This window comes from Acinetobacter sp. MF4642 (genome assembly GCF_002018925.1).
GTDB lineage: Bacteria > Pseudomonadota > Gammaproteobacteria > Pseudomonadales > Moraxellaceae > Acinetobacter > Acinetobacter johnsonii.
Genome location: NZ_MVON01000003.1, coordinates 132,839 through 156,512, shown reverse-complemented (window position 1 = coordinate 156,512; position 23,674 = coordinate 132,839). Strand labels below are relative to the sequence as shown.

Annotated in this window: 20 protein-coding genes and 2 pseudogenes; 11 read left to right on the top strand and 11 right to left on the bottom strand. The window is 43.3% G+C overall.

All coding sequences use genetic code 11. The annotated features are described in order from the left end of the window. Positions 1-157: 157 nt before the first annotated feature. On the bottom strand, positions 158-3,616 hold the full coding sequence (locus MF4642_RS02950; RefSeq protein ID WP_078425255.1) for an Rne/Rng family ribonuclease: 3,459 nt from the start codon (positions 3,614-3,616) through the stop codon (positions 158-160). Between the two features lie 757 nt (positions 3,617-4,373). On the opposite strand from MF4642_RS02950, the gene MF4642_RS02940 reads away from it, so the two are divergent. Both MF4642_RS02940 and MF4642_RS02935 read left to right on the top strand, forming a co-directional pair. Beyond that, positions 4,374-5,312, top strand: coding sequence for an RluA family pseudouridine synthase (locus MF4642_RS02940; protein WP_004692575.1), 939 nt, complete (start codon positions 4,374-4,376; stop codon positions 5,310-5,312). Between the two features lie 270 nt (positions 5,313-5,582). Beyond that, a complete protein-coding gene (locus MF4642_RS02935) occupies positions 5,583-6,251 on the top strand; it encodes an HAD-IA family hydrolase (RefSeq protein WP_078425254.1) in 669 nt (222 codons plus the stop codon). A 259-nt stretch (positions 6,252-6,510) separates the two neighbouring features. Here MF4642_RS02935 and MF4642_RS02930 read toward each other — a convergent pair whose 3' ends face one another. Next, a complete protein-coding gene (locus tag MF4642_RS02930) occupies positions 6,511-7,188 on the bottom strand; it encodes a DUF1345 domain-containing protein (RefSeq protein WP_078425253.1) in 678 nt (225 codons plus the stop codon). 321 nt (positions 7,189-7,509) lie between these two features. Continuing rightward, positions 7,510-8,409, bottom strand: coding sequence for a DNA-binding transcriptional regulator HcaR (hcaR, locus tag MF4642_RS02925; protein ID WP_078425252.1), 900 nt, complete (start codon positions 8,407-8,409; stop codon positions 7,510-7,512). Between the two features lie 318 nt (positions 8,410-8,727). Here hcaR and MF4642_RS02920 point away from each other — a divergent pair, with 318 nt between their 5' ends. The 3 genes and pseudogenes from MF4642_RS02920 to MF4642_RS02910 form a co-directional block, all read left to right on the top strand. Next, complete coding sequence (locus MF4642_RS02920; RefSeq protein ID WP_078425251.1) at positions 8,728-9,666, top strand: cation diffusion facilitator family transporter; 939 nt, start codon at positions 8,728-8,730, stop codon at positions 9,664-9,666. A 70-nt stretch (positions 9,667-9,736) separates the two neighbouring features. Then, positions 9,737-10,792, top strand: coding sequence for an MBL fold metallo-hydrolase (locus tag MF4642_RS02915; protein ID WP_078425250.1), 1,056 nt, complete (start codon positions 9,737-9,739; stop codon positions 10,790-10,792). A gap of 434 nt (positions 10,793-11,226) precedes the next feature. Next, positions 11,227-11,505: pseudogene (locus MF4642_RS02910) on the top strand (catalase-peroxidase); the annotation flags it as partial. 114 nt (positions 11,506-11,619) lie between these two features. Here MF4642_RS02910 and MF4642_RS16630 read toward each other — a convergent pair. Further along, positions 11,620-11,745, bottom strand: a pseudogene (locus MF4642_RS16630) (PAAR domain-containing protein); the annotation flags it as partial. Positions 11,746-11,939: 194 nt separating this feature from the next. Next, the gene (locus MF4642_RS02905; RefSeq protein WP_078425249.1) at positions 11,940-12,560 is read right to left on the bottom strand and encodes a TetR/AcrR family transcriptional regulator; all 621 of its coding nucleotides are present in this window, start codon (positions 12,558-12,560) and stop codon (positions 11,940-11,942) included. A 78-nt stretch (positions 12,561-12,638) separates the two neighbouring features. Here MF4642_RS02905 and MF4642_RS02900 point away from each other — a divergent pair, with 78 nt between their 5' ends. Then, entirely contained in the window at positions 12,639-14,291 is a 1,653-nt protein-coding gene (locus MF4642_RS02900; protein WP_078425248.1) for an acyl-CoA dehydrogenase family protein, read from the top strand. 6 nt (positions 14,292-14,297) lie between these two features. On the opposite strand, the gene MF4642_RS02895 is transcribed toward MF4642_RS02900, so the two are convergent. Further along, a complete protein-coding gene (locus tag MF4642_RS02895; RefSeq protein ID WP_078425247.1) occupies positions 14,298-15,434 on the bottom strand; it encodes a DUF389 domain-containing protein in 1,137 nt (378 codons plus the stop codon). A gap of 282 nt (positions 15,435-15,716) precedes the next feature. After that, positions 15,717-16,169, bottom strand: a complete 453-nt coding sequence (locus MF4642_RS02890) for an Lrp/AsnC family transcriptional regulator (protein WP_004692552.1) — start codon at positions 16,167-16,169, stop codon at positions 15,717-15,719. A gap of 150 nt (positions 16,170-16,319) precedes the next feature. On the opposite strand from MF4642_RS02890, the gene MF4642_RS02885 reads away from it, so the two are divergent. Both MF4642_RS02885 and MF4642_RS02880 read left to right on the top strand, forming a co-directional pair. After that, positions 16,320-16,934 (top strand): LysE family translocator, encoded by a 615-nt coding sequence (locus tag MF4642_RS02885; RefSeq protein ID WP_078425246.1) that lies wholly within the window; start codon positions 16,320-16,322, stop codon positions 16,932-16,934. A 188-nt stretch (positions 16,935-17,122) separates the two neighbouring features. After that, complete coding sequence (locus tag MF4642_RS02880) at positions 17,123-17,311, top strand: hypothetical protein (RefSeq protein ID WP_010325835.1); 189 nt, start codon at positions 17,123-17,125, stop codon at positions 17,309-17,311. A gap of 6 nt (positions 17,312-17,317) precedes the next feature. On the opposite strand, the gene ptsP is transcribed toward MF4642_RS02880, so the two are convergent. Together ptsP and MF4642_RS02870 are read right to left on the bottom strand one after the other, a co-directional pair. Continuing rightward, on the bottom strand, positions 17,318-19,615 hold the full coding sequence (gene ptsP, locus MF4642_RS02875) for a phosphoenolpyruvate--protein phosphotransferase (protein WP_078389544.1): 2,298 nt from the start codon (positions 19,613-19,615) through the stop codon (positions 17,318-17,320). A gap of 81 nt (positions 19,616-19,696) precedes the next feature. Then, complete coding sequence (locus MF4642_RS02870) at positions 19,697-20,179, bottom strand: RNA pyrophosphohydrolase (RefSeq protein ID WP_004692547.1); 483 nt, start codon at positions 20,177-20,179, stop codon at positions 19,697-19,699. A gap of 182 nt (positions 20,180-20,361) precedes the next feature. Between MF4642_RS02870 and MF4642_RS02865 the strand changes: the two genes are divergently transcribed. From MF4642_RS02865 to MF4642_RS02855, 3 genes are all read left to right on the top strand, one after another. Next, positions 20,362-21,012 (top strand): HAD family hydrolase, encoded by a 651-nt coding sequence (locus MF4642_RS02865; protein ID WP_078425245.1) that lies wholly within the window; start codon positions 20,362-20,364, stop codon positions 21,010-21,012. Between the two features lie 178 nt (positions 21,013-21,190). Then, positions 21,191-21,436: a DUF2789 family protein gene (locus tag MF4642_RS02860; RefSeq protein ID WP_058868869.1), complete on the top strand. Its 246-nt coding sequence runs from the start codon at positions 21,191-21,193 to the stop codon at positions 21,434-21,436. Positions 21,437-21,506: 70 nt separating this feature from the next. Beyond that, positions 21,507-22,013, top strand: coding sequence for a DUF2628 domain-containing protein (locus tag MF4642_RS02855; RefSeq protein WP_078425244.1), 507 nt, complete (start codon positions 21,507-21,509; stop codon positions 22,011-22,013). 58 nt (positions 22,014-22,071) lie between these two features. Here the strand turns inward: MF4642_RS02855 and MF4642_RS02850 are convergent, their stop codons facing one another. Continuing rightward, positions 22,072-22,929 carry a LysR family transcriptional regulator gene (locus MF4642_RS02850; protein ID WP_004692542.1) on the bottom strand — a complete coding sequence of 286 codons (858 nt, stop codon included), beginning with the start codon at positions 22,927-22,929 and terminating at the stop codon, positions 22,072-22,074. 160 nt (positions 22,930-23,089) lie between these two features. Beyond that, complete coding sequence (locus MF4642_RS02845) at positions 23,090-23,326, bottom strand: DUF2061 domain-containing protein (RefSeq protein WP_004692541.1); 237 nt, start codon at positions 23,324-23,326, stop codon at positions 23,090-23,092. Positions 23,327-23,674 lie beyond the last annotated feature (348 nt).

Sequence of the window (23,674 nt, the reverse complement as noted above, 5' to 3'; positions counted from 1 at the left end):
ATTTTATGCAATCCAATGCGTTTGAATAGTGCTCAGTTTCTACACTTGTTCTTTTAATCGTTTCGGTCTAGTGCAATCAACCTAATCTGACGAAAATAACAAAAAAACCTAGCCACTGACATGACTAGGTTTTTAAAATTTACAACTCTAGGGCGAATTACGACTCAGTCGGGCTCGCTTTTTTCGGTGGACGACCACGTGGACGACGTGGGCGAACTGGCTTGTCCGAGTCTGATTTGTCTGACTCATCCGCAGCTATTTCCGCTACAGTTTCAGTTACTTCTACTTTTTCAGCTTGCTTTGACGCTCTAGGCGCTTTGGCTTGAACTGGAGCAACAACAACTTCCACTTCTTCAACCGCAGCTACATCAGCCAAGCTTTTCTCTTCACTGCTTTCAACGGCAATAGGCGCTTCGCTTTCCTGTGAAGTTACAGCAGGTGCAGCTTCAGCAGCAGGCGTTTCTGCAACAATCGCTGTTTCAGGCGCAGACGATTCAGCAACAGGTGCTGTTTCACGTGCTTGTTTAGCTTGTTCAGCAGCCAGTTTAGCTAGACGACGACGCTCACGCGGGTCATTTGCAACACGTTGCTCAGACACAGGTGCAGGCGGTGTCAGGTCCAATACTGGAACTGGCTCTGCTTCAGGCTGCGCTTTTGTGATTTCAACATCACGGGTGACCGGTTTTTTCTCTGCTTCAACAGCAGGCGTTGTCACAGTTTTGCTTAACGTTGCTGCATACTCTTCAGTAAATTTCTGAAGGGCACGGTTGAAGGTTGGAATTAAACCAAACTGCTCAATCAGCACTGAACAGTCTTCACCATAGACATGGCGAATCAAGCTGCTGATGGTGTATTGACCTAAAGTTGGCACCTGTGAAGGTGTGAGTTTAGGTGTTTCAGTTTGCTGTGTGTGTGCAGCGCGTTGTTGGCGACGGCGTTGGCGTGGGTCATTGCTGGCACGTTTTACGCTTTCACGTGGTTTTTGCTCTGCGTGTTGTTCAGCAGGTGCTGCTACAACTTCAGTTGCTTTCTCCTGTACCACTTTCTCAGCTTTTACTTCAACTTCTGCTTTCGCAACAGCCGCTTGCTGAGGCTTGGTTTCGGTTGCAGTGTGTGCAGGCGGAGTTAATGCCACGATTTCACTTTGCGCTTGATCGACATTGACCACATGGGCTGTCGTGATCATTTCTTGACGCGGTGCTTCAATCAACTCAACTTTAACTTGAGGTTCTTGAACCACAGCTGGCGCAGCTTCAGTCGCTTGCTCATTCAGTACACTTGGGTCGCGGTGGCGATTTGGGCGTTCTGGACGAGGTTGGTTGCGACGGTCACGACGTGGCATTGCATTTTGCTGTTCGTTTTGAACATCAGTGTTTTGCTGTTGCTCACCGTGTTGGCGACGTGATGAACGCTTGTTTTCACGCGGTTCCTGACGTTGCTGTTCACTGCGCTCTGAGCGGTCTTGACGTTGTTGTTCACTGCGCTCAGAACGTTGTTCATGACGGTCTTGGCGTTGTGGTTCATTGCGTTCAGGACGTTGTTCATAACGATCTTGGCGCTGTTGATCTTGACGAGAGACCTGCACAATTTCTTCATGAACTTGGTTGTCATGTTGCGCATTTTGCTCACGTGACTCTTTGTGCTTATTAGGGCGCTTTTTGTTGTGGCGTGTGCCGCGTTCTTCTTTCTCTACATGCTTATCTTCACGGTGTTCAGATTTTGCATGAACAGGTGCAGAGCTCATGTAGACATTGTTGCTTGGCGCGACAGGTGCCGCAGCAGGCGTACCAACTTGACCAAACTGACCACGGCTCACTGCACCACCATTCACCATTTGCTCAATGGCAGCAGCAGCATTATTTGCTGAACGTGATTGATCGACAGTCGCAGCTTGTTTTTGTACAAACAAGTTTTCTAACCATGCACATGGGCTGCTTGAAGGAGCCGTTTGGGCAGGGGTTTGTTGAGCGACTTGTTGTTGTGGCGCGTTGTTACGAGGTTTTTTGTTGCCTTTTTCTTGTTGTACAGGCGCAGGAGCGGCATGTTGATGCACATGATCTGCGCCATCTAAATGCCATTCTGATGACTCGTAACCCAACTCTTTTTCGCTTGAACGTGTTGCTTCTGTACGTTCATAGCTGGTTGGTGCAAAGCCTTCAGGGTTATACGAAATTTCGTAATGCGGTGTTTCTAAGTGTGGGTGCGGAAGCACAGTCACACGAACACCTGAGGTTTGTTCGAGGTAAACCAACGTGTGACGCTTTTCATTCAATAAGAATGCTGCAATTTCAACAGGAACCTGTACTTGAACTTCACCATGACGTTCACGCAGCGCAATTTCTTCTACTTTACGCATGATTGAAAGCGATAATGAACGTAAGTCACGAACCATACCTGTGCCATGACAGCGCGGGCAGACATAACCTGTTGCTTCTTCAAGCGAAGGGCGTAGACGTTGACGGCTCATTTCCATCAAGCCAAAACGAGACAATTGACCGAATTGGATACGGGCACGGTCGCTTTGTGTTGCTTCGCGAAGTTTCGCCTCAACCATACGTTGGTTGCGGTCTTTGGTCATGTCGATAAAGTCGATCACGACTAAACCACCAATGTCACGTAAACGCAGTTGACGTGCAATTTCTTCTGCCGCTTCAAGGTTGGTATTGAGCGCTGTATCTTCAACGTCACTACCACGGGTCGATTTTGCAGAGTTAATGTCGATAGACACTAATGCTTCGGTTTGGTCAATAACGATTGAACCGCCTGAAGGAAGTTTAACTTCACGTTCATAAGCCGTTTGAATTTGGCTTTCAATACCAAAATGCGCAAATAATGGTTCATTTAGCGTATAAGTTTTTAGCTTGTCGATTTGACGAGGCATGACTGCTTTTACGAAGTTATAGGCTTCGTTATAGGCTTGCTCTGAATCAATTAAGATTTCAGCAACATCATCACGTAAATAATCACGAATCGCTCGCGTCACTACACCCGCTTCTTGGTGAACCAACATTGGTGATGGACCAGAACTTGCTGTGTTTTGGATTTGCGCCCAAAGATCAAGTAAGTGCTGTAGGTCAAGTTGTAACTCTTCTTGAGAACGGCCAATACCCGCAGTACGTACAATTACGCTCATGCCACGAGGTACATTTAACGACGCCAACATTTCTTTCAATTCTTCACGTACTGAACCTGAAATTTGACGGCTAATACCACCACCTTTCGGGTTGTTTGGCATCAACACCAAATAGCGACCAGCTAGCGAAATAAAGGTGGAAAGGGCAGCGCCTTTGTTGCCACGTTCTTCTTTTTCAACTTGAACCAAAAGCTCTGTGCCTTCAGTGATCAATTCGCGAATGTTTGAAGTTTGGCGTGGGTCTGCTTGGTAATATGAATTTGCGATTTCGCGCATAGACAAGAAGCCTTGACGTCCCGCACCATATTCAACAAAGACGGCTTCTAAAGAAGGCTCAACGCGAGTCACGTGACCTTTATAGATATTGGATTTTTTTTGTTCACGGGTACGATTCTCTAAGTCAAAATCGTAAAGACGCTGCCCAGTGACAAGTGCAACGCGAATCTCTTCTGCATGTGTTGCATTAATCAACATACGTTTCATGGGTGTAACACCTAATAGTGATACACAGCAAACTATCGCTAAACACGTAGCGAACATCAAACATCACGGACCAATTTTGCTCAGATCTCAAATAAACCGATTGTGGTCTGAGTTTTATTACCTGCCTTTTTGATCGGCTTCGGTTTTGATTCACATATTGATGATGGCAATACGGCTTCAATCTTTAAACGATTAAAGTCTCCTGCGCGTTTCACTGGCGGACAAGCGGTGCATTGGATGTAAGTAACTTTCACTGTCACATTTGCTCGAAGAGCAACCCTTCTTTTTGGATAGGGTGTCTTGATACGGAATTATCATCGTACCTTTACAACTGAACAGATCCATATGCATCAACGCTGTGGCCTGAATACGACATCAGGGAGCGACTAATCTGATGTATATCAGTTTACGTTTAAAAACCAACCTTCGTTGGTCACATATTTTTTTGGGGCAAACTGATTTATGTGCAGATGCACAATTAAACCTAACAGTTTGCTGTTTTGCCGATATAATAAGCCTTCGGCGTCGGCATAATTCTTTTGGGACCGTTCCAAGCTGAGTTGAGTTATTTTCTTAACTATTCAATTTAAAATTGAAATGATTAAGCTTTTGACTCACTTATGGTGGTATCCGTGCGCTGACTATATCAAACCTTGTACCATCTGCCTATGGGCTAAGCTAGTCTTTCTTGTGTAAAGCATAGCCTAAATGGTCATTTTTTATTCAAATTCCGTATTTTTTAGGTCGCAGTAACTGTATGAATTCTACCCAACAATGGCAAAACGTGACGTGGTTTGAAGTGGACGAGCATCAAGCAGGGCAACGGATTGATAACTTTTTATTTAGCCGTTTAAAAGGTGTGCCTAAAAGTCGTATTTATCGCCTGATTCGTGAAGGTCAGGTTCGCGTGAATAAAAAGCGTATAAAAGCAGAAACTAAGCTGTCTATTGGTGACCAGATTCGTGTGGCGCCGATTCGCTATGAACAAAAAGATGAAAATGCGGCGCCTGTTTCTGACAAAGTAGCACAGAGTTTACTCAGCCGTGTGGTGTATGAAGATGAAGGCTTGATGGTTGTCAATAAGCCATCTGGCATTGCCGTACATGGCGGTAGTGGTGTGGCTTATGGTCTGATTGAAGGCTTACGTGCGGCAACAGGTAAGAAATACTTAGAACTGATTCATCGTATTGACCGTGATACCTCAGGTTTGGTGATGATTTCTAAAAAGCGTAGTGTGTTAAAAAGTTTGCAAGACATGTTGCGTGAACACAAAATTAAGAAAACTTACGCTGCTGTAGTCAAAGGTGTGGTGAGTTTAGACAAGCAGTTAATTGATGCACCTTTACACCGTTATGAACTGGCCAATGGTGAACGTCGTGTGCGTGTGTCGAGTGAAGGTAAAGAGTCTAAAACGCAGTGGAATGTGGCTGAGCGCTTTATGCATGCAACCTTAGTCTACGCATCGCCACTTTCAGGGCGTACCCATCAAATTCGTGTGCATGGTTTAAGCATTGGTCATCCATTGGTCGGTGATGATAAATATGGTCATGAAACAGAATATAAAGGACCGAAACCGCGTCGTTTATGTCTGCATGCAATGCGTTTAGACATCCCAGGTTATGCGCCGATTGAAGCGCCTTTGCCTGAAGATATGCAGAGTATTGTGGCGCAGTTAAGAGCACAGAAGAAGGACTAAGTCTTTTCCCTTCCATTTTGGGAGAAGTGATAAAGCCATGACTTTTGTTGGTTGTGATTAATTTAAAAGGATGCTGTATTGGTCATCTTTGCTTTTCAAAGATGAAAAGTAACAAAAATCTTTTGTTGAGCTGATGGAAGTCCTGAACGCGCTTTAAGCACTGCTTTAAAGCGAAGTGCAAGTCAGCTCAACGGCGACATCCTTTTCGCCATCATGTAGCAAATGCATCGTGTAAATTGACTTTATAAAAGTAAATATTGGAACCCCAGCATGAACAAACCTGTAGAACTGATTATCTTCGATTGGGATGGAACTTTATTTGATTCAGTGGGGCAGATTGTGGCGAGTTTATTGTTTGCCGCGCAGCAATTTGCACAGCCTTTAACTGCTGATGCTGCAAAAAGTATTATTGGTTTAGGTTTGCCAGAAGTCGCGCAGCGATTATTTCCTCAAGTGCCTGAGCTACATACAGAGATTCTGCAATGCTATGCCGAGCATTATGTGGCGAACTCGAAAGGTGATGTCTGGTTCGACGGCGTAGCCGATATGTTGAATGGCTTACGTGAAGCGGGTTTACAGTTGGCAGTGGCGACAGGTAAAAGTCGTAAAGGCTTAGATCGAGTATTGGCGCAAACACAGAGCCAAGCACTATTTGTGACAACACGTGCTGCAAGTGAAACCAAGTCCAAACCGCATCCTTTGATGTTGGAAGAGATTTTAGCTGAAACGGGCGTGTCTGCTGAACGCGCGATTATGGTCGGTGATACCAGTTATGATCTAGAGATGGCGCGTACTATTGCCATGCCGAGAATCGGGGTGAGCTATGGGGTGCATACACCTGAAACGCTCAGACAATATCAACCTTTGGCCATCGCGGATGATGTGCCGAGCTTGCAGCAGCATTTATTGCAATATGTTGACCTTAAACAAGTGATTTAACTTGAGTCGTCTAAATATATAGTCTGTGGAAGATGGTCAGAGTGAGCTTGCCTGTTTTGGGGCGATCATCTTCAAAGCTTTTGTCTTTAGTATGTTTTAAGGCGAATGAACGGTTGATTTAATTGTTGAATTTGTGATTTGAAAAAGCTCTGATTGGGGCTTTTTTTTGTGATGTTGTCGCCTAAAGAGCTTTAATTATTGCCTTTATATTGGATGGTTGTCATTTGTGAAGATGACCAAGAAATGAGAAATAAGATGTTTAAAGCGTGATAAAACCCGCCGCGACATTGATGCTAATGGCGAGAATAGAGGTGTTAAAACCATAAGCTAAAATAATGTGCAGAATATTGAGAATACGCATCGAACGCGAAGTAATAGAAACATCCGCGGTTTGCGCAGAAGTGCCAATCACATAACTAAAATATAAAAAGTCGGGATAGGTCGGTTGAGCCGTTTTGGGAAAGTCTAAGCCTGCATCTTGTTGGTCTGCGAGGGCGAGATAATAGTCATGTGCATAATGAATGGCAAATACGGTATGCATAAAGAACCATGCGCTAATAATGGTGAGTAAGGACAGCGCCAAGTGCCCATATTTGATGGTTGGGTCATTCGGAAGATGAGTCAATTCTAATACAATCGCAATTAAGCACATGAGCAAAGTCAGGATGACCAACAGTAGAATGATCCATTTACTGGCATCTTGCTGTTGTGCATGTTGCAGAATGTGCCGATGGTCAACAGACCACAGGGTGGTCATGGTTTTGAGTAAATAAGTTGAAACGGCAATATTCCAACTGATCAATAAATTGGTCGACCAAGACCAGTCGGTAAATGTATTCAGCAGCGTATAAAAAACAGCAGTCAGCAAAAAACTAATGAAAAAGAAGGGGCGAAATTTCATTGCTGTTTTTAAACGCTGCAAAGTGGGCATCGGCATAATTTTCTCCTTCTTCGTTTTATTTTTTTCGTGCTGCTAAAATTGCAGTGCCTACTTAAGTATCAGTACCTACGTCTTCAGTATCAGTCTGTGTTCGGACTTCAGCTGTAGGGAACCTGACAAAAGTTAGTTTTTATTAGCCTATCCTAGCTTAAAAAGAATACAAAAGGAAAAAGCGAGAAGGCATCGACATCGCTTAAAACAAAAGGGTAAAAATACGCTTTTCATGCAGAGGATTGGTTGATGAGAAAGGCGCGTAGCTATTTATTCAGAAAATAGTGACGCGCCGAATGAGATGAATAATTAGAACCCACTGCAGATTTATGCGCGGTTAATATCCAAATAAAATACCCGAGTCAGTAATTCTATAAATTTAGTCACAGCCAGTGAGCTGTTATTTTTACGGTAGTTCACATACAGATCCAAATACGGCAGCTCAACCTCAAGTGGACGAATTACCGTGTTGTTCATGCTAAGTGGCGCAACATAACCAGGTAAAATTGTACAGCCGAGCCCCAAGCCAATCGCGTTGATATTGAATAGGATGTTGTCAGCTTTTTGCACAATGTTAAATTCAATATTGTGGGCTTTGGCAAATTCTAAAATGGTCTGGTGTAAAGTCTGTGACTGCTCGGCTGCGGGAATAATAAAATCAATGCCATTTAATGCTTCAACAGGGATTCGCTCATATTTGGCCAAAGGATGATCTTTCGGCAACAGGAAAATGAGTGGTTCACGCAGTACAAACTGGCTTTCGATTTCATCACTATGGACATTATTTCGCGTAAAGCTAATGTCCAACTCCCCTTTTTTCAGCAAACGTAGTTGCTCAGTATTGTTCATACTGAACAACTCAATTTTTAACTCTGGGTTTTGTACTCGTAAATTGGGCAGTACATAAGGAAAGATTTTCATTTCCGCCACAGGGACAAAACCAATGCGGAGCATCTGCTGTTTGGCCTGTGACACTTGGCGTGCCATAGCGACCGCTTTGTCTGCCTGAGCCAAGGTGAGACGTGCTTGTTCAAGGAAAACAGCGCCTTCTTCCGTGAGTTCAACTTTTCGCTTGGTTCGATACAATAACTGCACACCGACATCTTCTTCAAGGTCTTTGATTTGCTGACTTAATGAGGGTTGAGCGGTATAAAGTTTCAGTGCTGCTTTACTAAAGTTCAGTTCTTCAGCAACAGTAATGAAATAGCGAAGGTGTCTAAGTTCCATATAAATAACCCACTGACTAATCCAAAAAATGTCTTACCATGACTGCAGTAAAGTATAATCGATAAACAACAATGCCGTGAAGATGATTCAATTATTTAGAAAATAAATGATCTTGGGTTGATTTTTGAGACTTTCGTATATGAAATAACAGGTTTAATAATTGCTAAAAGGTATTAATTAAATACTAAAAATAGTTCATTCCAATCACCTGAAAATCGGGTGAGGTGAACTACATAAAAATACAGTTGCGTTTTGCCGAAATTGGATATGATAAAAACATAAATATAATTTAATTGAACATACGGGCTAAAAATCGATATGGCAGATTCAAATAAACTGGTGGTCTATGCCGCGCTGTTGGGTAATTTAGCCATTGCGCTAGTAAAGTTTATTGCGGCTTATCTGACCAATAGCTCGGCCATGTTGAGTGAAGCCATTCACTCTGTTGTGGATACCTTAAACGAAATTTTATTGTTATATGGACTGAAGAAGTCGAATAAACCTGCCAATTTTAATCATCCTTTTGGCTACGGACGAGAGCTGTATTTCTGGGCCTTCATTGTGTCCCTTATGGTCTTTGCTTTAGGGGCATTGGTGTCTATGTACAATGGGATCATGCACATTTTGCACCCTGAACCCATTTTAAATCCGACCATCAATTATGTTGTGCTTGGCTTTGCATTTGTAAGTGAAGGTATTTCATGGTGTGTTGCTCTGAAAGTGTTTCGTAAAGCGAAAGGTCAGCAGGGTTATTTCGAAGCTTTTCGACGCAGTAAAGACCCAACCACGTTTACCGTTCTGTTTGAAGATTCCGCTGCGTTAATTGGTTTGTTGATTGCCTTTCTGGGTATTTATTTGGCGCATCGTTTAAATATGCCTGCACTGGATGGCGTGGCGTCCATTCTGATTGGGCTGGTTCTGGCGGTATCTGCTTTTCTACTGGCACGAGAAACCAAAGGTTTATTGCTTGGTGAAACCGCAGACCTGCATGTACGGCAAAATATCTTAAAAATTGCCCAAGAGGATGAAGGCGTGCTGTCGGCCAACGGCTTACTGACCGAGCAAATGGGCGCCAAACAGGTTTTGGCCTCGTTGAGTGTGGAGTTTGAAGATCACCTGACTACCGATGAGATAGAAGCATGTGTCAATCGAATTGAAGCAAAAATTAAACAAAAACATCCTGAAATTGTGGCACTCTTTGTGAAGCCGCAATCAAAAAAAGTGTGGTTAGAGCGAATGCAAGGACGCTTGGAATAGGTTAAGGTAGAGGTCAGTTTTCAAAACTGGTCCTGTTACTGGTGTATTGCAATAAAGATAACGACGTTAAATGAAGCCAAAATCAACTGAACTCCATTATCAAATTCCGACTGAAAATACCATGTCCCATACATGGCGACAGCCCGAATTTCAGTTTCTACACTCCGACCATTATAACGGGACTCGCTTTGTCAATTCGGTTCGTCGACCTGAGGGCCGTAGCCGAGGCGACTTGCTGAAATGGTTGATTAAGCGTAAATCTTCGACATGGAATGTAGATTTGGCGCAAGAGTATGCGCACTTTCATGCCGATAAAAAAAGCTTGCCGCAAGATCGGCCCCATGCCGATTTAAAGGATTGGCAGGTGTGGTTTGTGGGTCATGCCACGGTATTACTTCAAATTGGGCCCTATAACTTATTGACCGATCCTGTGTGGGCGGAACATGTCAGTCCGAAGCAAGGGCGGGGACCTCGCCGTGTTATGCCTGCTGGCATTGCCTTGGAAGATTTACCGACCATCCATGCAGTGCTTTTGAGCCACAACCACTATGACCATATGGATATTGCCAGTCTGAACTGGTTGTATGAGCGTTTCGCCATGCCCATTTACACAGGTTTGGGCAATGGATGGTATTTACCCAAGCACTTACAAGTATTGGAAATGGATTGGTGGCAGTCGGCGCGTCTGCATGATTTAAAACTGGTCTATACCCCAGCACAGCATGGTTCTGGCCGTGGGCTGCGTGATCAAAACCGTGCGTTATGGGGTGGGTTTAATATTCACTGTGGCGCTGACTATGCTTATTTTGCGGGCGATACGGGCTATTCACCGCACTTTAAAGAGCTGCATCAGCGTTTTGGCGCACCGCGAATTGCGTTACTGCCTATCGGGGCGTATGAACCGCGTGAGCTGATGCGCTATATGCATATGAATCCGCAAGATGCCTTTCAGGCACATAAAGACCTGCATGCCAAATGCTCGATGGCTATTCACTATCGCACTTTTCAGCTGACTGATGAAAGCCGAGAACAGCCTGAAATTGACTTAAAAGTGGCAATGAAAAATAGCTCGAAGCTGATGAATCCGTTTGTTTGCTTAAGAGAAGGTCGACGTTTAAGCGTGTAATGAACGCTTTAAGTATAAGATCAGGTGATGGCTGGCAAAACAGTCATCACCAAGAGCATAACGACATCACCAAAATATCTTTCAAATAAAATCTAAAAAGCGAAAGTATGCCTCTTTTTTATTTAATTTTTGCTCAATCTGAGCCGCGCACATTGCTGGTAAGGTTTGTCTGAGTTTTGATCGATAAACTCAATTGAAAATGTCCATCAAACTCGTATAAAAATGCTTTCTTTTTGCTGTGTTTTCCTCGGGTCTTATCTTGTTGAAAAATTAAAATTCTTTTTTTTCTTAAATATTTACATGGAAGAATCCGATTATTTTTATTCGTAAAACTCGCTTTAGATTGTCATCAAAAGAGGCTATGTTAGAACAGTAATAATTACTTTAAACGGTTCATGATAATCATAATTTGATGATCAAATTTGGAGCTCAACATGACACAGAATATGCAAGCATCAGGCTGTCCATTTCACCAGAAAGATGGTGGACAAACGAGTTTAGCCAGCACCAATAATTCTGATTGGTGGCCGAATGCGCTCAATCTCGACATCCTGTCGCAACACGATAAAAAAACCAACCCGATGGATCCTGATTTTGACTATGCAGCTGCATTCAAATCATTGGATTTAGAAGCGGTGAAACAAGATCTCCGTGAACTCATCAACAGCAGCCAAGAATGGTGGCCATCTGACTATGGTAGTTACATTGGGATGGCTTTGTTGCACAAAGATTTCATAACTATATGATTTTAAAAATTTTGATTATTTTTTGATCCAAAATTAAATTTATTTAAATCAGATGCTTACATATTTATGCAACAAAGCCCATTTAGGGCAAAAATGAGTCATACCATCAAGATGTACTGCCTTACCTTCGACTAAAAAAGATGAGTCACCTAAAATAATGATTCCACCATGATCTGTTTTACAACCTACTGTGATTAATGCTTTCATTTATTTTTTATAATTTTTTAACGATATTGTTATTAAACCATAAGAATTAAATGATACAAAATTCCAAGGAATACCCTGAAATATTGATTCCATTTTAGATTATAGGGCTTACACGATCCTAATTTTAATATTATTATATATATCAATTATTTAAAACTTAAATGTAAGCGCGAAAATGAATAGAACGCCTATTTTTATTCAAACTTAAGTTTTCCTAAACTTTGAACAATATCCTTTTCAAGTTCCTTCCACTCCTCAAACTCCGGCTCTACCAATAAAGTCTGCGACACAAAGCCATAACACACCCGCTGTACATTTAAACTGATTCGCTTGAGTTGCACTTCATTTTCAATATAAGGCTCAAGGATACTGCGCCACATTTGCACCATCATTTCATAACTCTTTCGATAGCTTTCAATATTCGACACCTGCCGTTCCAGTAGAAAAGTCTGTGCCCATAGAAACTGTCGAGCCTGAATTTGCTCAAGCTGAAAGTGAATAATCTGCTGTAAATAGTCCTCAAAACTTAATTTTGTGGATAACTCTATCAGGCTTTGTGCATAACTTTTTAGCTGCTCCGCATTAGTTTTCACATGCTGATGAATGGTCAACGCAACCAAATCTTCCTTCTTCGAAAAGTACTCATAAAAAGTGCCTAAACCGACTCCCGCCACATCGGTAATTTCTCGAATGGTAATTTCATGTGCATGACGCTCATGCAAAAGCCGAACAAAACTTTCTTGCAAAGCTTCTTGGGTGAGCTTGGCTCGCGACTGGCGCGGTCTACGGCGGACTTGGATCTCAGGATTCTTCATAGCACAAAGCTGAACATGGCAGACTCAATTTTTCTCTATACTGAAATGAAAAGCACAGCATAACAAGAGCAAAGTGATATGAATACCGCATGGATGACCCATCAAATCAGTAATCAGTTTGATGAACTGGAAAATTACAACTTGTTTGAAACCGATACCGTTTTAAAAGAAATTCTTAATCGTTATGGCAGTCAGGATCAGGCAAGACTCACAGAGATGGGCAAAACCGTTGGTTCAGCGGAATATTATGATTATGCCGAGCTCGCCAATAGGCATACGCCCATATTACATGCCTTTGATGCCCGTGGACGCCGTAAAGACTCTATCGAGTTTCATCCCGCATGGCATAAATGGATGGGATTAAATCGTCAGTTCGATACCCACGCACATCCGTTTAATCAGCCCAATTCACCCTCAAAATGGGTCGAATGGGCAGCGCGTTTTTATTTGGCAGGGCAGGTGGAGTGTGGGAATTTGTGCCCAAATTCGATGACCTTAGGCAGTATTCCACTGATTCAACGCGAACCTGAACTGTGGGCTAAAATCGGCGATAAGTTACTTTCGACAGAATACGATGAACGTGATGTACCGATTAGCCAGAAAAAATCGATTTGGCTAGGCATGGGCATGACTGAAAAGCAAGGTGGTTCAGATGTCCGTGCCAATGAAACCATTGCTGTACCAGTCGCTGAGTCGGGACGCGGTCAAGGCTATTTGCTCACAGGGCATAAATGGTTTTTCTCTGCACCGATGTGTGATGCGCATTTGGTGGTGGCAAAGACGGAACAAGATGGTTTGGCCTGTTTCTTTGTACCGCGCTGGCTGGAGGATGGCACCAAGAATCCGATCCATATCCAACGGCTAAAAGACAAAGTCGGCAACCGAAGTAACTCCAGCTCCGAAGTCGAATTTAAAGAGGCGTGGGGCATTATGATTGGGGAGGCGGGACGCGGTATTCCAACCATCATTGAAATGGCGAACTATACCCGTTTGACCTGTTCGGTGGGCAGTACTGCCATGCTTAGACAGGCCTTGGTGCAATGTATTGCCTATACCCGTCAGCGCAAAGCTTTTGGCAAACATTTAACGCAGCAACCTTTGATGCAAGCGGTACTGGCAGATTTAGCCTTAGAAACGGAAGCGGCGATGCAGTTGAGTTTCCATTTGGCCCATTGCTATGAGGTAGATGATGCGCTGTCTGTGGCGTGGAAACGCATTATGACCCCAGCTTCGAAGTTCTGGATATGTAAACGTACTGTGGAACTCACAGGGGAGATGATGGAAGTCTTTGGTGGCAATGGCTATGTCGACAACGGCATGATGGCGCGTATTTTCAAAGAAGCCCCAGTCAATACCATTTGGGAAGGTTCGGGCAATGTCATGTGTTTGGATGTATTACGAGCCATCAGCCGTGATGTAGAGTCGATTGAAATCCTGTTTCAAGATTTGGCTGCCACGGCTATGCAAGATGAACATTTAAAGCAAGAGCTGCAAAATCTATTTCAGTTGTTCCAGCAGGCACCTGAAGAACTACAATTTATGGGGCGCAGTTTGGTCAGCCGTTTGGTGATTTTGGCACAAGCAGTCCTACTGAAACGGCATGCACCCAACTATGTGGCGGATGGCTTTATTCAAAGCCGTTATAGTCCATTTCATGGTCGGGTTGTCGGGATGCTTGAGATGAAACAACCCGACGTAGAACGACTACTGCATAGAGCATTTTCAGCTTAAAGAACGTTATTGTACTGAAAGCTTTTGCGCCTCATCTTGTTCGAGTTTGACGTTGGGGCTGTCTTCAGCCTGAATAATATCAATCGGAATAAAGCGGACTTGAACAATGCTTGGGTTATCGTTCAAGTCTGGCAATAGCTTTTGATTGAGTGCTGCAATTTGCGCTGGGCTAGGCGGAATATCTCCACGGATAGAGACACGAACTAAAGTGAAACCCTCTTTTTTATCGTATTGGATGGTATCAATAATATTATTGGCATGGTTCAGCTCAGTGCTAATGGTCGCCTCGGTATTGCTTTCGTACAGCCGCGCATTGAGCATAGAATAAAAGTTAAACGATAAATAAATACCCAAAAGTGCCAAGAACATTAAGCTGACAGTATTACGTTTGAGGAATTCTTTGACTGTGCTTTGCACTTCTTCGCTGGAACCGCGTCTAAAGCCTGCGATCCAAAGGACTAAAGATGAGCTAATCTGAATGGCGAAGATATTGGTCACCGCCAGTAAAAACGCATTGGCTGAGTTTTTCCATTCCATATGCGCAAATAAAATTCCGCTGGCCACCAAGGGTGGAACTAAGGCCGTCGCAACGGCGACGCCCACCACCGCCACAGACAGGCGAGGCGATACCGAAGCAAAAGCACCTGCTGCACCACCCGCTAAAGCAATCATCAAATCCAAAATGGTTGGCTGTGTGCGCGATAAAATTTCATTGGTCATAGGTAGGTCATAGTTCACCAGCCCTAAAATGATCCCAATGCTATAAATCATTGCAACGCCAAGTAACAAGGTCGACAACGCGGTTTTAAACAGCAGCCATCGGTTATCAATTAAAGCCAAGGCAATGCCTGAAATCGGCCCCAGCATCATGGCAACCAACATCGCGCCAATCACCACCGCAGCAGAGTTGGACAGCAGTCCATAGCCTGCAATAACGGCAGCCAAGGCATTCATAATAAAAAAGGTTTTGCTTGGCAGTGCATCCGCTTGGATGTTTAATCGGACTTTTTGGTGGTCAATTTTTTTGGAGTTTTCGCGCAAGGCCTGCTTATAACGAATTTTTTCTTTTAGAAACTCATACTTTTCTTGGTCTGGCGTATCTTTGACCACAATGGTTGCATCTTTGTCTTTTCCGAGTGGCATGGCGATGCTCTTATTTTGTCTGTGATTAAGATTTAATCTAGCGCTTTTATCAAGGGAAGCAAACAAAAAAATGGTGAGAAATAATATGATTCACGCTTCAATTTAAAATATGTTCTAGCCACTTTCTTTTTATTGAAGCGAGGCTTCTCGATTTTGTTGAACATCATTCATTAACAAGGACTTTTTAGCACCGAGCAGGACAGATTTTCTTGAAATCGCGAGGCCATTCAGAAAAAGACAGATCAATTACAGGTATTTAGCTGACCCTAGAGCATATTCTTGTTAGAACAAGACGCTACGATTGGAAATAATATTTTTCATCACCATGGTAGAGATGAGACGTTGCACATTTGGCAGTGCTGACAAGTGCTCATCATAGAGTTTTTGATAACTTTCTAAGTCATAGGTCACGACATGCAGCAAATAGTCGGGGTCACCAAAAAGTCGCTGCGCTTTCACAATTTGAGGAACCTTAAGAATCGCGTCTTCAAGACTTTGTACCGAATCTTTATCGCCATTTTTGAGCGTCACAAAAACAATGGTGGAGAAATTCAAGCCGAGTTGGGAGATATCCAACTGTGCGCGATAGCCTTTAATTATGCCAGCATCTTCTAAGGCTTTGACTCTGCGGTGACAGGGGGAGAGACTAAGCCCGACTTTATGGGCCAACTCCGTAACAGACAAACGACCATCGGCTTGCAGTTCAGCAAGAATCTTCTTATCAATTTTATCCATGTGGAAGAATCTCCCCTTTTTAGGCGTTATTGCACAAATATTTGAAAGCACATTTTAGAGCCTAAAGGATATCCTTTCAAAATTATTTGATACAGATCATGTTTTGATTGGATTAAACCTCAAAACGGTGATGGATAAGAGAGGAAAGGGATGTCATTGAATATTTTGATTGCATTTTGGGGTGTTTCGATCCTGTTTGTGATGACACCAGGTATAGATTGGGCTTATGCCATTTCATCGGGGATACAGGGCAAAAGAGTCTTGCCTGCAGTGACCGGTTTATTAACAGGGCATTTGATGGCGGCACTGATTGTTGCTGCGGGTGTGGGCACATTGGTGACCAGTCAGCCCGTATTGCTTCAAGTACTCACGGGTGTTGGGGCTGTTTATTTGCTGTGGATGGGACTGAGTCTGTCGATGCGTCCTGCAAGTATTAGCAGTGGTCAGGTTGCCATTGCATCTTCAAAGTCATGGTACATTCGAGGCGTATACTTGAGTGGATTAAACCCGAAAGTCCTGCTGTTATTTTTGGCTTTATTGCCACCCTTTATCGACCCGCAAGCGGCTTTGTCGCCCACCTCTCAAATTGTTTTATTGGCGGGGATTCACCTCATGAGTTGTGCGGCTGTTTATTTTTTGGTTGGATTTAGTGCGCAAAAAGTTTTGGGCACACGTCCACAGGCAGCTAGAGTGGTCAGTCGAGTGTCAGGGGCATTGATGATGTTGATGGCGATGATTTTATTGTTAGAACAGTTTTATGTCTAAGCGATATTTTAAGCATATGGATCAAAGGCAGTGCAAAATAAAGCATTGCCATAACCTGTAATTGAATTGAAAAATAGCGCATGAGTGAGGGATATAGGTTCAGCCAAAATCGCTTGTAATACGTTCAAAAAGGCGTAAAATTTCTACCGCATCATCAGCGAGATGATCACATCAACAAGGTGAAAAAAATGGCAAAGAAGAAAGCTGAGCCAAAAGTTGTGATTCACAACTTCGTGGCTAAACACATGCATGAGGTCAACCAAAGCCAAGTCTTTGTAGACCGAAAGAAAAATGCAAAACGAGGCTATGACAAGCACAAAAAAGGGAGATATTCAGATGATTATCTCCCTTTTTTAATGTCCGTTCCTTGGGTTTAAAGACCTTTAAGCTGTCACAATACGTGTTGCGGATTTGACCATGTCGGCCAAACCATGTGTTTTAAAATAATATTCCATCTGACTTTTCACAATGAGTGGATTACTCATTTTCAAGGCACGCTCTAACAATTCGACCGCATCTGGCATTGGGACATGACAAATGGCTTTGCGTACACGCAGAATGTTACTTGAGCTCATTGATAGGGTATTGAAGCCCATCGCCATCAGTAAGATCGCAGACAAAGGATCGCCCGCCATTTCCCCACAAATACTGACCGGTTTGTTGTACTTATGACACTCTTTGACTAAGCGGGTGAGCGCACGTAAAACCGCAGGGTGGAAATGTGAGTAGACATTGGCGACACGTGGATTATTACGGTCAACGGCCAGTAAGTATTGTGTCAAGTCGTTTGAACCTACCGAGAAAAAGTCAACCAACTCGGCAAACTCTTCAATCTGCAATAAGACACTTGGTACTTCGACCATGATCCCGATTTTCGGTTTGGTGATTTTGACCTGTTCTTCTTCTTGTACCGCGACCCAGTCACGCTCCAGTAAATACAACGCTTCTTCTACTTCGCTGACACTGGTTACCATCGGCAGTAGAATGTGTAGGTTATTGAGACCAATACTGGCTTTGAGCATAGCACGAATTTGCGAAGAAAAAATTTCAGGGTGGTCGAGCGTAAAGCGAATACCGCGCCAGCCGAGAGCTGAGTTTTCTTCCTCAATTGAGAAATAAGGCAAGTCTTTATCGGCACCGATATCGAGGGTACGCATCACCACAGGTTTGTTGGCAAAGTGGCTCAACTGTTGACGATAAATCGCACGCTGTTCTTCTTCACCCGGGAAGCGATCACGCAGCATGAACGGAATTTCAGAGCGATATAGACCAACGCCTTTGGCGCCGCGTTGTACACCACGGACTACATCAATCATCAGGCCAGTATTGACGAACAGTTTGACTGCCACACCATCAGGAGTGATGGCGTCTTTGGTTTCATACTGTTTTAAATCTTTGGCTATTTGTTCTTCTTCTTTTTGAATTTCTTTATAGCGACTACGTAAACGGCGAGGTGGATTAATAAACACACGCCCTTGGTGCGCATCGACGATCATTTCCACATCATCAAGGGTATTAATTGGCAGTTCAGTCACGCCGACCACGGTTGGAATACCGAGTGCGCGAGCCACAATCACCATATGCGAGTTCATGGCGCCTTCGGTGGTTACGATGGCTGCAATTTTATCGACTGGCAGTTCAACCAAGGCTGCGGTTGAGATTTCCTCACCAATCAGAATACTTTCATCGGTAAGTTCACGGTGGCTGGAGTCGGCTTCTTGCAAATAAGCCAAAATCCGTCGTCCGAGATCTTTTAAGTCCGCGGCACGTTCACGGAGATAGTCATCTTCCATCTGTTCAAACAGATCGATGTGATTATCGATGACGATACGCACCGCACCTTGTGCCCAGTTACCATCACGAATTTGTTCTTTAATTTCCGCGGGTAGTGCATTTTCATCCAACATGCGTAAGAACACGCTAAACAAGGCGCGCTCCTCCGCCATGAGGGCATCTTGCATTTTGTCATCAAGCGATTTGATTTCATCACGCACTGAGGTGAGGGCACGATCCAGCAGTTCTAATTCTTCACTGATGTCATCGGCTTCACGGTCAGGGACAGCCGCCAAATCCGCAGGGGGATAGAGAATGACAGCACGACCTAAGGCAATTCCGCCTGAACCTGGGACACCTTGGAAAGTTTTGTAGGCAGGTAGATTGCTGGGTTTACGAAATACATCGATATTGCCCACCGCATGCGCATGCGCAATGACCCCTGAAAGCTGAGCACAGAGCGTGACGAGGAAGGATTCCGCAGCTTCACTAAAGTCTTGCGATTCTTTGTTTTGCACCACGAGCACGCCCATGACTTTACGGCGGTACATGACGGGTACACCGAGGAACGAGTTATAAATTTCCTCACCTGTTTCAGGTAAGTACATAAAACGTTCATGTTTCGGTGCATTGTCAAGGTTGACGATTTCTTCACGCTGACCCACCAGACCGACCAAGCCTTCACTGGTATGCAGTGAAACATGGCCGACCGAATCGGGGTTCAAACCTTTCGATGCCATCAACAAATAACGTTGATTGCGTTCGTCGAGTAAATAGATGGAGCAAACGTCAACATGCATGGCTTCCGCCACATGGTTGACCATAATGTCGAGTGATTCATGCAAACTGGTGGACGCATTGATTTCTTGTACAATGCGTCGAAGGGTATCCAGTTGCATATTCGACATCGCGTCTACTCCAAAAATAATGTGCGTCCAACTTATTTATAACAAGAGATCCTTAAAAAATCTGTAGGACGTCTAGATTTTTTAAGGCTTTTTTTGAGGGAGCTGATTGCACAGCTCCACCATCGCTTTGCGGTATACATCGCGTTTAAAATTCACAACTTGCCCCAGCGGGTACCAATAACTGACCCACTGCCATTGGTCAAACTCAGGCGGATCAGACAAATTCAAACGAATATTCTGAGCGGGAGCAGTGAGTTTGAGTAAAAACCACTTTTGTTTTTGTCCAATACATACGGGATCGGAATCTGTACGAATGTATCGGTGAGGCAAACGATAACGCAGCCAACCTTTAGTTTGCGCTACAATTTGGACGTGTTCGGGCAGTAAGCCAACTTCTTCTCTCAGCTCACGATAAAGTGCCTGTTCAGGGGTTTCTCCATATTGGATACCTCCTTGTGGAAATTGCCAAGCATTGTGTCCAATGCGTTTTGCCCATAAAACTTGTCCAAACTCGTTTGCCAAAATGATCCCGACATTGGGTCGGAAACCTTCCGAATCGATCATTTGGCTACCTAAATATTGTGTAATTTATGACTTTGCGATCGGGGATTTTTATTTCTGTATCCAACTCGAAAAAAGCAAAGTTTAAAAATGTTAAAATTGCTATGATCTTAACGAATTTCTATCGACTAGCGGAGATAGATTTACAAATTTTTTCTTAAATTTCAGTTTTTACGAGTATTTTCATGAAATTGGCGCTATTTGATCTCGATCACACCTTGTTAAACACCGATTCAGATCATTCTTGGGGAGAGTTTTTGGTGAATGAAGGCTTGGTCGACCCAGTTCGCCATCGCGCCATGAACGATAAATTTTATGAAGACTACAAAGCAGGGCAGCTCGACCCGATTGCCTATAATGAATTTGTGTTTGAATTTTTAACTCAACATGACAATGCCTACCTTACTGAACTGCATGAGCTGTTCATGCACAAAGTGATTCACCCGCAAATGCGTCCCGAAGGTTTTGCTGCTATTGAAAAACACCGCGATGCTGGACATGCTTTGGTTGGCATTACCGCAACCTCTGATTTTATTACCGCACCGATTTTCCGTGAGTTTGGGATTAGTGAAATTATTGCGACCAATGCTGAAGTGGTTGAGGGTAAATACACGGGCAAAGTGATCAACACGCCGTGCTACCAAAAAGGCAAATTGACGCGTTTAGATCAATGGCTTGCAGGGCGTGATGTTAGCGAGTCTTGGGCTTATTCAGATTCCATCAATGATCGCTTTTTACTGGAATACGCTGACCATGCCATTGCCGTCAATCCAGATGACCGCCTAGAAGCATTGGCTAAAGAGCAGGCATGGGAAATTCAAGACTGGTCGATTTAAGTATCTGTCTTTAGTTGTTTAAAAAGGCTGCTTTCGGGCAGTCTTTTTTATTTGAAAGAGATAAAATAGTGGGGCTATAGGTGGGCTGATCTTGGAAAATTAACCAAATATGCTATGTTGAACCTTGGCTAAAACTATTTTGACTATGAAAAATTAGAACATAAGCGTGGAGAAAAATATGAGTGTACGACCAAGAATGACCCACCTGTTTGAGCAACTCGGTTTAGATGCGAGTGAAGAGGCCATCGCGTTGTTTATTGTAACGCATCAGCTCAACGCACAAACCAAGATTGTTGATGCAGAGTATTGGACTGAAGCACAACGTCAGTTTTTGGCAGAAAAAATTAAATCGGACGGTGAGTGGGCCATTATTGTAGATCAGCTGAATGAATCCCTGCATGAAGATTCACTGATTCAAAAATAAACTGAGCTTAAAGAGGCTGAGCGTCGAAGCTTTGCCTCTCTTTATAAAAATAAGATAAAAGTAGAAATTTATGTCTCTCGATCATCAAGCTTTTCCTGACTCTACGTCTTTAGAACATGTCGCTTCAGTTAATCAACTAGAACAAGATCGTGCCCTGTTTGTCGGTGCGAAATATGAGTCTTACTATCAAGCTCAATTTGAAAAAATCACGCCAAAGAAACAATATGCAGGCTTTAATATTGCCGCCTTTTTCTTAGGTGTGGTCTGGTTATTTTATCGAAAAATGTACAGTTATGGCTTTATGGCCATTGGTTTGATTGTGGTCATAGGGATGGTTGAAATACTTTTGGGGATTGAAAGTTCTGGTGCAAATATTGGCTTGGCCGTAGCATTTGGAATGTTTGGGAATACCTTGTATAAGCATCATGTCGATCAGCAGATTGCCAAAATTCGCCAATTTGGAAATAGCAACGTCAATACGGAATTAGAAAATCGTGGGGGTACAAATCTCGTAGCAGGTTCGATCTTGCTGGTGATTTGGTTTGGGCTGGTTGCATTGGCTATAAGTGCTTCTTAATTCGCTCGCGCAAAATAAAAAAACCATCCTTGTGGATGGTTTTTTTATTTTGCAAAGCTTAGTTCATCATTGCAATCAGCTCTTGTACCGCACGAGATTGGGTTCTGCCCGGATGCCAAACCATACCGAGTTGACGGTTCATTTCGAACTTCACATTCAACTGCTGTAGGTCTTGGTTAATCATCGTTTTTGGAAGCACTGACCAACCCAGTCCAATCGAGGCCAACATACGAATCGACTCGAGTGGATTATTGCTCATGGTGATTTTAGGTTTCAGCCCTTGTTTTTCAAACTCTGCTAGTGTGATTTGGCTGGTATAGGTTTGTGATGCAGGCAATAAACTTGGGTATTGAATCAGGTCTTCGAGTTGTAGGTTTTGCATTTGTGCTAGCGGATGAAACGGCGCTGCTACAAAAACTAAAGGATCTTCCCAAATGGTGACGTACTGCAAACGTTCATCGAGTTTGGGTGGAAGCGTCAAAAAAGCCAATTCTAAGTCGCCAGCCAGTACTTTTTCATGCGCTTGCTCGGAGTCAACAAAGTGCACATCTAAGGTGACATTTGGAAAGCTTTGCACATAGCTACGCAAATGGCTCGGCAAGTGATGTAAACCAATATGGTGACTGGTGCCAATTTTGAGTTTGCCTTGGACCATGCCTTGTTCATGACTCAAGGTATGGTGAATGTCACCCAGTTCATTGAGCCAGTTTTTAACTTTAGGCAGCAGTGAATGTGCGGCATGCGTGGCTTGTACACCACGACCCGCAGACTCAAACAGTTTCACACCAAAATATTCTTCTAAACTATGAATACGTTTGGTTACAGCAGGTTGCGTAATGAAGAGCTGATCTGCGGCTAAAGAAATAGAGCCGGTTTCCATGACTTTTACAAAAGCTTCGAAGGCTGCAAGATTCATAAGGATAATCTAGTTATGAAAGTATAATTAAATTATAAAATAATTTTATATGAATTGCGATCTTTAAAATGAACGGGAGCTTATTGGATTTGGACTAAAATAAAAAAAGATCACTTGATGTGATCTTTTGGAGAGTTGAGAGGGCGCTTGATATAAAGGCTTAAGCGGGAATATTTTCTTCGGTGGTACGGTTCTTTTTCTCCCAAATACGTTCATGGAAAAAGAATGCGAAGGCTTGTACGGTTGGTTCTAATAAGCTGAGTGTGACCGCCATCCATAAGTTACCTGTGACAAAGTAAGCCACAATCATGGCCACGGTAATGTGCATGATGTAATAGCTTAGGGTTTTTTTGAATATGCGCTGATTGTTCGCTACAAATTTCTGAATGTTCGCCATGATAAATACCCTCTCAATAATGCCTTTCATTTGTAAATAGTAATTATTATCATTAATAAAGTCAAAATGAAATTTTGATTGCTCGTGATTGGGTTTTTGAATGCAAGGCGATGCAGTCGACTGTTTGGAATGTTTGACGTGAGAAAACAAGCTTCTGTAGATTTTATTCTTTTGTCTAGGAATAGGTCGCTGTCTTTCTATTCACATCAACGAAGCGAGCCTTAAAAAGTATTGGTCTAAATAGGGGAGATAAACCTTGCATGGCTGAGCAGGGAAATATACTGTGAGGCCTACAACAGGTTGATAAATAGGCGTATAGGGCTTGAATTAAAACCAGCGGTGAGGGCT